General features: G+C 63.5%; 10 protein-coding genes. 2 read left to right on the top strand and 8 right to left on the bottom strand.

From position 1 onward, the window contains the following. Positions 1 to 5 precede the first annotated feature (5 nt). Genes selB through QRN46_RS15960 form a run of 4 tightly spaced genes read right to left on the bottom strand, consistent with a single transcriptional unit; the run spans position 6 to position 4,380 of the window. Entirely contained in the window at positions 6 to 1,916 is a 1,911-nt protein-coding gene (selB, locus tag QRN46_RS15975) for a selenocysteine-specific translation elongation factor (protein ID WP_011334120.1), read from the bottom strand. After that, positions 1,913 to 3,319: an L-seryl-tRNA(Sec) selenium transferase gene (gene selA, locus QRN46_RS15970; protein ID WP_011334119.1), complete on the bottom strand. Its 1,407-nt coding sequence runs from the start codon at positions 3,317 to 3,319 to the stop codon at positions 1,913 to 1,915. Before selA ends, selB begins: the two co-directional genes overlap by 4 nt. A 51-nt stretch (positions 3,320 to 3,370) precedes the next feature. Continuing rightward, on the bottom strand, positions 3,371 to 4,051 hold the full coding sequence (locus QRN46_RS15965; RefSeq protein ID WP_011334118.1) for a DUF3313 domain-containing protein: 681 nt from the start codon (positions 4,049 to 4,051) through the stop codon (positions 3,371 to 3,373). A 17-nt stretch (positions 4,052 to 4,068) separates the two neighbouring features. Then, positions 4,069 to 4,380, bottom strand: a complete 312-nt coding sequence (locus tag QRN46_RS15960; RefSeq protein ID WP_011334117.1) for a hypothetical protein — start codon at positions 4,378 to 4,380, stop codon at positions 4,069 to 4,071. Between the two features lie 164 nt (positions 4,381 to 4,544). Here QRN46_RS15960 and QRN46_RS15955 point away from each other — a divergent pair, with 164 nt between their 5' ends. Both QRN46_RS15955 and QRN46_RS15950 read left to right on the top strand, forming a co-directional pair. Then, the gene (locus QRN46_RS15955; protein WP_502942402.1) at positions 4,545 to 5,255 is read left to right on the top strand and encodes a response regulator; all 711 of its coding nucleotides are present in this window, start codon (positions 4,545 to 4,547) and stop codon (positions 5,253 to 5,255) included. Next, positions 5,252 to 6,583, top strand: a complete 1,332-nt coding sequence (locus QRN46_RS15950) for an ATP-binding protein (RefSeq protein WP_011334115.1) — start codon at positions 5,252 to 5,254, stop codon at positions 6,581 to 6,583. The genes QRN46_RS15955 and QRN46_RS15950 overlap by 4 nt, the downstream gene beginning before the upstream one ends. A gap of 3 nt (positions 6,584 to 6,586) precedes the next feature. Here QRN46_RS15950 and fdhE read toward each other — a convergent pair whose 3' ends face one another. The 4 genes from fdhE to fdnG are packed head-to-tail and all read right to left on the bottom strand — an operon-like array spanning position 6,587 to position 12,182. Beyond that, positions 6,587 to 7,513 (bottom strand): formate dehydrogenase accessory protein FdhE, encoded by a 927-nt coding sequence (gene fdhE / locus QRN46_RS15945; RefSeq protein ID WP_285355815.1) that lies wholly within the window; start codon positions 7,511 to 7,513, stop codon positions 6,587 to 6,589. A gap of 3 nt (positions 7,514 to 7,516) precedes the next feature. Beyond that, positions 7,517 to 8,170, bottom strand: a complete 654-nt coding sequence (locus QRN46_RS15940; RefSeq protein WP_285355813.1) for a formate dehydrogenase subunit gamma — start codon at positions 8,168 to 8,170, stop codon at positions 7,517 to 7,519. Continuing rightward, a complete protein-coding gene (gene fdxH, locus QRN46_RS15935) occupies positions 8,167 to 9,102 on the bottom strand; it encodes a formate dehydrogenase subunit beta (protein WP_285355811.1) in 936 nt (311 codons plus the stop codon). Before fdxH ends, QRN46_RS15940 begins: the two co-directional genes overlap by 4 nt. Positions 9,103 to 9,116: 14 nt before the next feature. After that, the gene (gene fdnG / locus QRN46_RS15930) at positions 9,117 to 12,182 is read right to left on the bottom strand and encodes a formate dehydrogenase-N subunit alpha (RefSeq protein ID WP_285355809.1); all 3,066 of its coding nucleotides are present in this window, start codon (positions 12,180 to 12,182) and stop codon (positions 9,117 to 9,119) included. Positions 12,183 to 12,392 lie beyond the last annotated feature (210 nt).

Below are 12,392 nucleotides of genomic sequence, written 5' to 3'. Positions count from 1 at the left end.
TGAACTCAGTCCGCGCCGGGGTTGGCCAGCGCACTGTCGGTGCGGATTTGCCGGCCTTCGCCGACGCGCCGGGTCAGGCCCAGCCGGTCGAAGTATTCGAGGATCTGAATACTGCGCTTGCGTCCCAAGCCTAGCGCATCGCGGAAGGCCGTGACTTCGATCTGCGGATTTTCTTCGGCCAGACGCAGCAGCACCGCCACCATTTGCCGCAGCGTGATGTCGCTGACAAACAGGTCGCGCACCACTTGATGCATCACGCCGAGGCGCGCCAGTTTGCGCAGCAGCAAACGCACGGTCGCGTCTTCCTGACCGACGACTTTCGCCACGTCACGAACCCACGGAGGATCGAAACCGGCCTGCTCGAACAATGGCTGCAGCGCCTGCCACAGGGTTTCGTCGTCGGCACTCAGGCGCACTTGATGGTCGGGCAAATGCAGCCACGGGCCACTGGCGACCAGTGAACCGGCGCCGAGCAGTTCTTCCAGCAGGCTGATAAACGTTGCGCGTTCGAGGCTCAAACCGCTGAAACGCCGCAGACGGTCACGATCCGGGCCCATCTGATCGGGTTCCAGTTCATGAAAGCGCGCCAGTTGTTCCAGCAAGTTGAACTTGAGCATCCCCCAGCGCTGCGCATTGAACAGCACCGGCCCCTGACGGGTTTCGATCAGGCGGACGTTGTCCGGCAGCGTCCAGCCGTCACGCGGACGATTGAACTGACGTTCCAGGCGTTGCGGGTCGAGGCCGCTTGCGCTGTATTCCAGCAACGTCGGCAAGGCCTGTTCCAGCTCGCAGCTGATCGCCAGCACACGCAGTTGCGCCAGCCGTTCCGGGCTGCGCCGCTGGCGGGCCGGGGCGAAGGGATCAAGGACGCGCCCGCCACCGAGCGTGCGCTGGGCGCTGGCGTCACGCAGGATCAGCGGATCACCGTGGACGCCGTGCACCGGGACGTTCGTCAGCAGTTGTGCAAACATGCGCTCGCCAGGCGACAGGCTTGAACCCTCCAGCAAGGCGACTCGGGCGATCACGTCCTGAGTGCCGAGATGCAGATGCACCGGCTGGAAATGCTCGAAAACCCGCTCGCCCGGCAACAACCGGAATTCGATATCCAGCCGCTGGGTCGGTGCGTGCAGCCATTCGGCGAGCAACCATTGGCCGCGATGGATCTGCCCGAGTTCCAGACGATCCGCGCTGATGTTCAGGGCCACGCGCTGGCCGGCGAAGGCTTGTTCGGCGGCTTGATTCTGCGCGTGCAGGCCCCTGACCCGCACGGTTTTGCACGCCGGCCCGAGACTCAGCTTGTCACCCACGGCGACCGAGCCCGAAAGCGCCGTCCCCGTCACCACGATCCCGGCGCCGGCGACACTGAACGCCCGGTCGATGGCCAGGCGAAAACCGCCTTCGCGACTGCGCTCCTCGCCTTCTATCTGCCGCAACGCTTCGCGCAGCGCATCGACGCCCTCACCTGTCACGCTGGAAACCGTCAGCAGTGGCGCTTCGGCATAGGGCCCGGTTGCTAGCAGGCTTTCAACCTGTCGGCGAACTTCCTCCACTCTGCCCGCCTCGACCCGGTCGCACTTGGTGATCGCCACCAGCGCCCGTGGAATGCCCAGCAGTTCGACGATCGCCAGATGCTCGCGGGTCTGCGGCATCACGCCGTCATCCGCCGCCACCACCAGCAACACCAGATCGATGCCCTGCGCGCCGGCGAGCATGTTGTGGGTGAATTTCTCGTGCCCCGGTACGTCGATGAAACCGGTCAGCCCCGCGTCGGGCGCCAGTTCTGCGTACAGATAACCGAGGTCGATGGTCATCCCGCGCTCACGTTCCTGCGGGCGGCGGTCGCCGGTTTGCCCGGTCAGCGCTTGCAGCAGTGACGTCTTGCCGTGGTCGATGTGCCCTGCCGTGCCGACGATCACGTTTGCAACTGCCCGAGTTGTGCCAGCCACGCCGGTTCATCGTCGAGCTGCCGCAGATCCAGCCACAGCGCGTCGTCATCGATGCGCCCGAGCACCGGGATCGGCAAGGCGCGCAGCGCGGCTTCCAGATTCAACAGGCAACGTCCGCGCAGGCGTTTCGATACCTGTGGGCGCAGACACAGCGCTGCGCTCGGCAGGCGCGCCACCGGTTGGCTGCCGCTACCGATCATGCCCAGCGCTGGCTGCGCCGTGACGATCCAGCCCTCGCCCAGCAGTTCGGCCAAGGCCGGTTGCAGGCGTTCGGCCTGGGCCAGAATGTCGGCTTGCGGTCGGGTCAACAGGCGCAGGCTCGGCAAACGCTCGGCCAGACGATCCGGGTCGCGATAGAGCCCGAGTACCGCTTCGAGTGCGGCCAGCGTCAGTTTGTCGACCCGCAACGCGCGTTTCAGCGGGTTCTTCTTGATCTTCGCGATCAGGTCCTTGCGCCCGACGATCACCCCCGCCTGCGGCCCGCCAAGCAGTTTGTCGCCGCTGAAGGTGACGATGTCGGCGCCATCAAGCAACGCTTGACGCACCGTCGGTTCCGCCGGCAAACCCCAGCGGGTCAGGTCCAGCAGACTGCCGCTCCCAAGATCTTCCAGCAGCGGCAGGTCATGCCGATGGGCCAACGCCGCCAGTTCGGAGGTCGGCACCCGGGCGGTGAAGCCTTCGATGCTGTAGTTGCTCGCGTGCACGCGCATGATCAGGCCGCTGCGTGGGCTGATTGCCGCCTCGTAGTCGCGGGCATGGGTGCGATTGGTGGTGCCGACCTCGTGCAGGCGCACGCCGGCGCGGCTCATGATGTCGGGAATGCGAAACGCGCCGCCGATCTCGATCAGCTCGCCCCGGGAAATGATGCCTTCCTTGCGAGCGCCGAGGCTGTTGAGCGTCAGCAGCACGGCGGCGGCATTGTTGTTGACCACGGTCACGGCTTCGGCGCCGGTCAGCTCGCGGATCAGGCCTTCGATCAAGTCGTCGCGGTCACCGCGCTTGCCGCTGGCCAGATCGAATTCCAGGTTCAAGGGATAGCGCGCCGCCAGTTGCACGGCGTCAATGGCTTCTTCGGGCAACAAAGCCCGGCCGAGGTTGGTGTGCAGCACGGTGCCGGTCAGGTTGAACACCCGGCGCACCTGGCTGCGCTGCTTCAATGCCAGACGTTCGGCAACTCTTCCGGCCAGCGCTTCAGGGCTGATTTCAACGGCGGTCAGTTGCCCCGCCACCACCGCTTCGCGCAAGTCATCCAGTAACTGGCGAAACCCCGTCAACAGCGCCTCGCGTCCGTAACGCTCGGCCAATGGCTGGCACGCGGGGTGGCGTAACAGGCTGTCAATCGACGGTAACCGCAGGGCAACACTCACGGACATCAGGCACTCCCGAAATCGAACTACGCCTGATGATGTTAGACCACCCTGCTTCTAGCGCAGCGCGGCCCGCTGAATCGGCACATAGGTTTGACTCAAGTCCGTGGCCCAGCCATCGAGGACGGCTTTCACGTTATCGGGCGTCATGACCTGTTTGTCGTTTTCCAGCGGCACGCCCTTGCCCTTGCGCACCACTTCGGCCACGACTTCCCCGGTCGAGCCGTCCTCGAAGGACACTTCCGTGGCGATTTCACTGTCGCGGTCACGAATGCCGGTGGCGCTGCTCACGCCGGCCGCAACCAGCGTCACCGGCAGCCATTCATAAAAACGCAGGCCCTGAGTGCTGGCCGCGACCTGGGTGATGGCCGGTTTGACGATCAGTGTGTTCGGGCCGGGTTTCGACGCCAGCGGCAGCACTTTGCCCAGCTCCAGCCTGAGGGCTGCGTCGTAATAATGGGTTACGCCCGACAAAGTACTTTGGGGAATGCGCGGCGAAGGCTGGGGCCGTGGATAAAACTCGCTCGGCGCCAGGTAAACCCGGGTGTAACGGCCCCTCGCCAATGCCGGGCTGACCCAGCTCAGGATCGTCTGCCCCGAAGCGGTCTGCCCTTCCTTGAGCACGCTGTAATCCCGTAAAAACCCGGCCTGCGGCTCGGTCGGAAGCTTCTTGCTGCTGCACCCCGACAGGCTGAGGGTGGCGGCAAACAACACGGCCAGTGAGCGATGGCTACTCATCAATGGTGTTTCCTTGTTCAAGCGTGGACGTGGCTGTGCGGGGTGTTGTCGGAGCACTCGATGCGCAACTGGCCGTGAGTCATGATCCATTGAATGAATTCGGCGGTAGGAATCGTGTGCAGGTATTCGACCCAATGGGCCTCGGTCGGGCTGAACCGTTCGAAATAGCGGCGCAGGATCAACTGACTCTGATCGTTGGCCAGCCCCAGGCACGTCTCCTGGAACAGGATCGGCGTGTCCGGGCCCGGTGCGGTGGTGCGCTGGGTCAGGATCAACGGGCGCACGGCGCCATGGTCCCGGGTGATGTAGCCGCTGTTCATGTCCTTCATGTTGAGCCCCCTTGGTTGGAAGGCCTGCAGAGTGCCTGCGGATGTTTGCCCGACGATGTCCGGCTGATGTCCGCGCTGAAGGAATGTTGCAGGATTGAAATATATGACCGGCGCATCGAAATGGTTTTAGATGCGCTTCTTTTAGGTTCATGGATTGCGCAAACGTGAGCAGATTGCTGATCGTCGATGACGACGGGGAAATTCTGTCCTTGCTGAAGAAGTTCTTCGTTCAGCACGGCTATCAGGTCGATGTCGCCGCCCATGGCGAGGCCATGTGGGCGGCCATTGCCCAGGCGCGGCCGGACACGATCATCCTCGACCTGATGCTGCCCGGCGAGGGCGGCCTGAGCCTGTGCCAGAAGGTCCGGGCGCAGATGGGCATTCCGATCATCATGCTCACGGCGATGGCAGAGTTGAGCGACCGCATTGTCGGCCTGGAACTGGGCGCCGACGACTACCTGACCAAACCCTTTGCCCCGCAGGAATTGCTGGCCCGGGTGCGCGCGCTGCAACGTCGGGTCGGTGAGAACGCTCCGTCCGGCGCCGAGCCTTCACGGCCGGTCATGGCCTTCGCCGGTTGGCATCTGGACATCACCTGCCGCGAACTGCGCTCGCCCGAAGGCGTGATGATTCCGATGTCCGCCGGCGAATTCGACCTGCTGCTGGTGTTGCTTGAACATCCGCAACGCATCCTGACCCGCGAACAACTGATCGACCTGACCCACGGCCAGGGCCACGACGCCTATGACCGCAGCATCGACGTGCAGATCAGCCGGCTGCGGCGCAAGATCGAACCGGACAGCAAACGCCCGGACCTGATCCGCACGGTGCGCAACGGCGGCTACATGTTCACCGCCAAGGTCAGCCGCTCATGATCGGCCGGATGCTGCGGCGCGACACCCTCAGCCGGCGGATTGCCCTGACAATCGTCGCGGCGATGCTCGCTTCGCTGCTGCTCAATGCGCTGTTCGTTCAGGTCGCGGGGATCTGGGCCCGACCGCCGATCGAGCGCACCGGGCTGCTGGAACAGATCGCCGCCACCACCCGAGTGATCGAGGCAGCGCCGGCGACCTTGCGCCCGCAACTGGCCAGTGCCGCCAGCAGCCCGATGCTTGAAGTGCTGTGGAAACCTCGTCGGGTCGACTTCGGCCTGCCGGGGGAAGGCGAACAGGTCGAGGCCGGAAAAGTGCCGGCGCTGCGGCAATTGCTCGGCGATGACCGGCAGATCGACGTGTTCAACCCCGATGACTGGCCAGCCGGTAGCCCTCGCGCGCACTACATGGCGCTGGTACGGCTGGCCGATGACAGCTGGCTGTCGTTCACGCCGCCGGAGCGCAGTTGGGGCTTGAGCCTGAACGTGCGGATTGCCGTCATCGTTGCCCTGGGGCTGGTCGCCACCCTGTTGGTCGCCTGGCTCGCCACACGGCAACTGGCTCAGCCGTTGCAGCGCTTTGCCCATGCGGCGCGGCGTTTCGGCGGGGATCTGAAAGCGCCGCCGATTCATCTCGAAGGCCCGCACGAAATCCGTCAGGCCATCGTCGCGTTCAACACGATGCAGGCGCAGATCCAGCATTTCATCGGCGAGCGCACCCACATGCTCGCCGCCATCTCCCACGACTTGCGCGCCCCGCTGACCCGGATGCGCCTGCGCAGCGAGTTCATGGAGGATCTGGACCATCAGGGCAAACTGATCCGCGACATCGAGGAAATGCAATCGATGATCAACGCCGCCCTGGCGTTCTTCCGGGAAGACACCCACCTGGAGCAATCCACCGCGTTCGATCTGTCGGAGTTGCTGCAAACCATCGTCGATGACTACCGCGATCAGCACATCGACATCGACTTCAGCGGTCCGGCACATGTGGTGTACGACGGCCGGCCGCTGGGCATCAAACGGGTCATCGTCAATCTGTTGGATAACGCGGTGAAATACGCACAGCGCCCCAGCGTGGCGCTGAGCAGCGATGACACGTCGATCCGCATCGAGGTGATAGACGAGGGGCCGGGAATTCCTGAGGACGCACTGGAGCGGGTATTCGATCCGTTCTTCCGACTCGAGACCTCGCGCAACCGCGACACCGGCGGGGTCGGGCTCGGTCTTTCGGCGGCACGGGGAATCATTCGTGAACAGGGTGGCGAACTCAGTTTGCGTAACCGCCGCAGCGGCGGCTTACGCGCCCGGGTTGAATTGCCGCATCGCTGAGGCTTATTCGTCGCCGGGCGCCAGCAACAGATTCGGCGCCAGGCGCTGATAACCGTCCTGAGCCAGGCGCATGTCGAGCAGCAGACTGGCCAGGTCCGCCGACAGCGCCTCGCCCTCCCCGTCGTTCTCCAGATACAGCAACTTCAAATAGCTGTTGCAGCCCGGACAGACCTCGGCGCGCAACGGCGCCTGATTGGCGGCGTGGCGGTCATCCTCGAGGCTCAGGTATTCAAGCCCTTTGCTCTGCTCGCAATACACGCACTTGACCCGCACCACATGCCATTCGCAGGCGCACAGCGAACACACCAGATAACGCAGGCCGTTGTGCTTGCCGCGATGGCGGATCACCCCGGCCATGGCCGGGGAGCCACAGGCCGGGCACTGGCTGAGGCTGTCGCCGGGCGTCAGTTGCAGATTTTGCGCACTGAGCAACCAATGACTCCACGCCGCTTGCAGCGCCGCCCCGAGAAACGGCACCAACGCCGCCGGCACCAGCGAATACTGGCCGCTGACCAGCGCCACCGCCCAGGCGCGCAACTGGCCGGGACTGGCGATGCGCAGCGTGGTCACGGCTTCGATCACGGCCGGTTGCTCGGGGGCGACATAACGCCGGAGCAAGGCCTCGAGATACAGCTGCCAGCTGTCTTCGCGAACCAAGGTGTCGGCGGCGAACGGCGGCATGCCGTGTTGTCGGCAGACCTCCAGCCGCTGTTCATCAAGGGGCGCGGTCGACGGAGGGGCGTCGAGGATCTGCTGCTGGACACGGCACAAACCAGCAATCAAATGCAAGTATTCGGCCAGCGGATGCCCGTCGGCCAAACGCTCAAGACGCTGGGCCCGCAACATGAACAGGTTGTGCGGCGGCAGGTGCAGAAACGGCGGCGAACTGGCCGCCGCTTCGATTTCTCCGGGTTCAAGGATGGTTGGCAACTGTCAGCCCTTTTTTGAGACCGGTCGCTCTGGCGGATCCTTGCTCTCCACCTCGCGATACCAGAGTGCATGGTGTTTCCTGGCCCAGGCGCGGCTGACCCAGCCGTGCATCATCGCGTCCACCGAACCCTTGATCCAGATTCCGGCGTAGATGTGCACGATGATGCTCAGGATCAGCACAAACCCCGCCAGAGCGTGCAGCAGCATCGCCCAGCGGATCGTGGTGATGCCGAAGTAATGACTGAAATACGCGCGCCAGATCACCAGCCCCGTGAACAGCAATCCGAGCATGCACAGCAGTAAAGTCCAGAACAGCAGCTTTTGCCCGGCGTTGTATTTGCCCACCGCCGGCACGGTTTCCTCGTCGTTGACCAGCACCCGGTCGATGCGCCGCAGCCATTTCCAGTCGTTGTCGATGAAAAAGTTCGTGTGCCAGAAGCGAAACACCAGGCCCAGGAAGAACACGAACATCAGCACGCCCATGAACGGGTGCAGGATCCGCGTCCACGGCCCGCCGCCGAACAGATGGGTCAGCCAGAACATCGACGGATGAAACAGCGCCAGCCCCGACAGGCCGGCCATGAAGAACAGGATCGCCACCAGCCAGTGATTGGTGCGCTGGTTGGCGGTGTAGCGCAGGATCGTCTTGTTGCTCATGGCCGGCCCTCCCCGCGTGGGTCGAAGGTGTGCACCGCCGGATCGACGACGTGCACCGAGTTGTCGGGCGGCTCGGGATGTTCATCTTCCTCGACCCGGTTCGGGCCGATCCGCACGTAATGGAAGAACCCGGCCAGCACCGCCGCGCCCATGGCCAGCAGGCCCAAGGGTTTGCTGATGCCCTTCCACAGGCCCACCAACGGGCTGATGGCCGGGTTGTCCGGCAGGCCGGCGTAGATTTTCGGGGTGTCGGCGTGGTGCAGCACGTACATGACGTGGGTGCCGCCGACGCCTTGCGGGTCATACAGGCCGGCGTTGTCGAAGCCACGGCTTTTCAGGTCGACGATGCGCTCGGCGGCGTGGGTCTTCATGTCGTCCTTGGTGCCGAACACGATGGCGCCGGTCGGGCAGGTTTTCACGCAGGCCGGTTCCAGCCCTACCGCCACCCGGTCCGAACACAGCGTGCATTTGTAGGCCTTGTGATCCTTCTGCGAAATGCGCGGGATATTGAACGGACAACCGGTGATGCAATAACCGCAGCCGATGCAGTGGTCCTGATCGAAATCGACGATGCCGTTGGCGTGCTTGATGATCGCCCCAGGGCTGGGGCACGCCGCCAGGCATCCGGGCTCGGCGCAGTGCATGCAGCCGTCTTTGCGGATCAGCCATTCGAGGTTGCCGGCGTCGGTTTCGTGCTCGGTGAAGCGCATTAGCGTCCATGAATCGGCGCTCAGATCCTGCGGATTGTCGTAGGTGCCGTGGTTATGGCCGACCTCGTCGCGCAGCTCGTTCCATTCCGAGCACGCGACCTGGCAGGCCTTGCAGCCGATGCATTTGGTGGTGTCGATCAGCTTGGCCACCTGTTCCTGGCCGCGTATCGAAGGCGCCGGCGTGGTGGTGGCCGAGCGGGCAATGATGTCTTGGCTGGCCATCTAAAGATTCTCCATCAGAGCTTCTCCACGTTGACCAGGAATGACTTGGATTCCGGGGTCTGTGTATTGCCATCGCCGAGAAACGGCACCAGGGTGTTGGTCAGGTAACCGTGGCGAGTCAGGCCGGTGAAACCCCAGTGCAGCGGAATGCCGATCTGGTGCACCACCTGGTTGTTGACCTGCAACGGCCGGATCCTTTTGGTCACCACCGCCACCGCTTCAATGAACCCGCGCTTGCTGCTGACCCGCACCCGGTCGCCGGCAGCGATGCCCTTCTCCTTGGCCAACACCTCGCCGATTTCCACGAATTGCTCGGGTTGAGCAATCGCGTTCAACTTGCAGTGCTTGCTCCAGAAGTGGAAGTGCTCGGTCAACCGGTAGCTGGTGGCGGCGTACGGGTAATCCTTGGCCACGCCGAGGCTGTCCCACACCGAATCGAAGATCCGTGCCGCCGGGTTGCTGGTGGCTTTCTTGTTGTCCGGGTGCAGCGGGTTGATGCCGATCGGCGTTTCGAACGGCTCGTAATGCTCGGGAAATGGCCCTTCGTTCATCTTGTCGACGGCGAAGAACCGCGCCACGCCTTCGGGGTTCATGATGAACGGGTTCATCCCGGCTTCCGGCGGCACGTCGGCCTTGTAATCCGGCACATCGGTGCCGCCCCAGGCCTTGCCGTTCCACCAGACCAGGCGCTTTTTCGGATCCCACGGCTTGCCGGCGACGTCCGCCGAAGCGCGGTTATAGAGAATCCGCCGGTTGGCCGGCCAGGCCCATGCCCAGCCTTGATGCTGATGCATGCCGTAAGGGTCGTTGTTGTCGCGGCGGGCCATCTGGTTGCCGGCTTCGGTCCAGCTGCCGCAGAAAATCCAGCAGCCGGACGCGGTACTGCCGTCATCCTTGAGCTGGGCGAACCCGGCCAGTTGCGAATTGCCCTTGATCGCCGCACCCGTGGCGTCGGTGAAATCGGTGGTGGCGTAGCCGTTGACCTCTTTGGCGATCTCTTCCGGCGAGGGTTCTTCGGCGATCTTGTACGGCCACGACAGTTTCAACAGCGGGTCGGCGAATTTGCCGCCCTCCGCCTGATATCGCTCACGCAGACGCAGGAACAGCGCACTCATGATTTGCACGTCGGTGCGCGCCTCGCCGGGGCCGTCGGCGCCTTTCCAATGCCATTGCAGCCAGCGGCTGCTGTTGACCAGCGAGCCGTCCTCTTCGGCAAAACAGGTGGTTGGCAGGCGGATGACTTCGGTCTGGATGTCGGCGCTCTTCACATCGTTGAATGGCCCGACGTGTTCCCAGAACTGCGAAGTTTCGGTGGCCAGCGGGTCCATCACCACCAGCCATTTCAGTTTGGCCAGTGCCGCCATCACCCGGTTCTTGTCCGGCAGCGCGGCAATCGGGTTGAAGCCCTGACACATGTAGCCGTTGACCTTGCCCTGCCCCATCAGGTCGAACACCTTGAGGATGTCGTAGTTGGGGATGTCGAGTTTCGGCAAGTAGTGGTAGGCCCACTGATTCTCGGCGGTGGCATTGGCGCCGTACCAGGCTTTCATCAGGCTGACGTGGAATTTGCTGTAGTTCTGCCAGTAGGACAATTGCCCCGGCCGCAGCGGGACTTGCGTGCGTTTATGGATGAAGGCCGCGTAATCCTGCTCGGCGTCGGTCGGCAAGGTCAGGTAACCCGGCAGCGCGTTGGACAGCAGACCAAGGTCGGTCAGGCCCTGAATGTTCGAGTGCCCGCGCAAAGCATTGACCCCGCCGCCGGGCATGCCGACGTTACCCAGCAGCAGTTGCACCATCGCCGCGCTGCGAATGATCTGCGAGCCGATCGAGTGCTGGGTCCAGCCCAGTGCATAAAGAATCGTCATGGTCTTGCCCGGCGCCGAGCAAGTGGCGATTTCCTCCCAGATCTTTTTCATCGCATCGACCGGCATGCCGCAGATCTGGCTCGCCAGGTCGATGTTGTAGCGGCTGTAATGCTGCTTCATCAGTTGATAGACGCAGCGCGGGTCCTGCAGGGTCGGGTCGACTTTGACGAAGCCGTCCTCGCCCAGTTCGTAACCCCAGGTGGATTTGTCGGTGTAGCTGCGCTTGGCCGCGTCGTAACCGGTGAACAGCCCGTCCTCGAAGCCGAATCCGGCTCTGACAATGAACGATACGTCGGTGTAGTTGCGCACGTATTCGTGCTGGATCTTGTCCTCGGTCAGCAGGTAATTGATCAGCCCGCCCATGAACGCGATGTCGCTGCCGGTGCGAATCGGCGCGTAGTAATCGGCCACGGATGCGGTCCGGGTAAACCTCGGATCGACCACAATCAGCCGCGCGGCGTTGTGCGCCTTGGCTTCGGTCACCCATTTGAAGCCACAAGGGTGGGCTTCTGCTGCGTTGCCGCCCATCACCAGGATCAGATTCGCATTGGCGATATCGGTCCAGGTGTTGGTCATGGCTCCACGGCCGTACGTCGGGGCAAGACTTGCCACCGTCGGGCCGTGTCAGACACGCGCCTGGTTATCGAACCCCAGCATGCCGAGACTGCGCACCACCTTGTGGGTGATGTAACCCGCTTCGTTGGACGCCGCCGACGCCGCGAGGAATCCGGTGGTCAGCCAGCGATTGACCGTTTGGCCCTGGGCGTTCTGCTCGACGAAATTGGCATCGCGGTCGGCCTTCATCAGGTCGGCGACGCGGTCGAGGGCTTCGTCCCAGGTGATCCGGGTCCATTCGCTGCTGCCGGGCTTGCGCACCTGCGGGTACTGCAAGCGGCCGGGGCTGTGAATGAAATCCAGCAGGCCGGCGCCTTTGGGGCACAGGGTGCCGCGGTTGACCGGGTGGTCGGCGTCGCCCTCGATATGGATGATGTTTTGCGCAACATTCTTCGCGGCATCGCCCTGGCTGTACATGATCAAGCCGCAACCGACCGAGCAATACGGGCAGGTGTTGCGGGTTTCATGGGTGTGGGCAAGCTTGAAGTGGCGCACCTGCTCGGCGAAGGCCAGCGTCGGGGCCATGCCCAACGCGCCCAGGCTAGAGCCTGCAAGGCCGATACCGGCGACCTTGAAGAACTGACGACGGCTGAGATCCATCGTGCACTCCTGATCAGGTGGAACCCGGTACTGGTGCCGGGTTTGTTCTGGACAATCACGGTGGCGGCACACGAGTGCCGACTTTTTCACTGTAGACAACGCCCCCGCCGCCTGTGTGAAAACCGACCGTCGGCCATTCATCGGTCACAAGTTCGCGCCCACAGGGGATGGGGGTTTATCATCGCCGGCACGACCCATCTCCGCCTTCAG

The sequence above is a fragment of the Pseudomonas sp. lyk4-R2A-10 genome (assembly GCF_030209075.1).
Taxonomy (GTDB): domain Bacteria; phylum Pseudomonadota; class Gammaproteobacteria; order Pseudomonadales; family Pseudomonadaceae; genus Aquipseudomonas; species Aquipseudomonas glycinae.
The sequence above is the reverse complement of the archived record's forward strand: the minus strand, read 5'-3'. Positions and strand labels throughout refer to the sequence as shown.

Coding starts and splice junctions, on each gene's coding strand:
- selA (WP_011334119.1), bottom strand. CDS start 3,319: ATGTCCGTGAGTGTTGCCCTGCGGTTACCGTCGATTGACAGCCTGTTA.
- QRN46_RS15965 (WP_011334118.1), bottom strand. CDS start 4,051: ATGAGTAGCCATCGCTCACTGGCCGTGTTGTTTGCCGCCACCCTCAGC.
- QRN46_RS15960 (WP_011334117.1), bottom strand. CDS start 4,380: ATGAAGGACATGAACAGCGGCTACATCACCCGGGACCATGGCGCCGTG.
- QRN46_RS15950 (WP_011334115.1), top strand. CDS start 5,252: ATGATCGGCCGGATGCTGCGGCGCGACACCCTCAGCCGGCGGATTGCC.
- QRN46_RS15940 (WP_285355813.1), bottom strand. CDS start 8,170: ATGAGCAACAAGACGATCCTGCGCTACACCGCCAACCAGCGCACCAAT.
- fdxH (WP_285355811.1), bottom strand. CDS start 9,102: ATGGCCAGCCAAGACATCATTGCCCGCTCGGCCACCACCACGCCGGCG.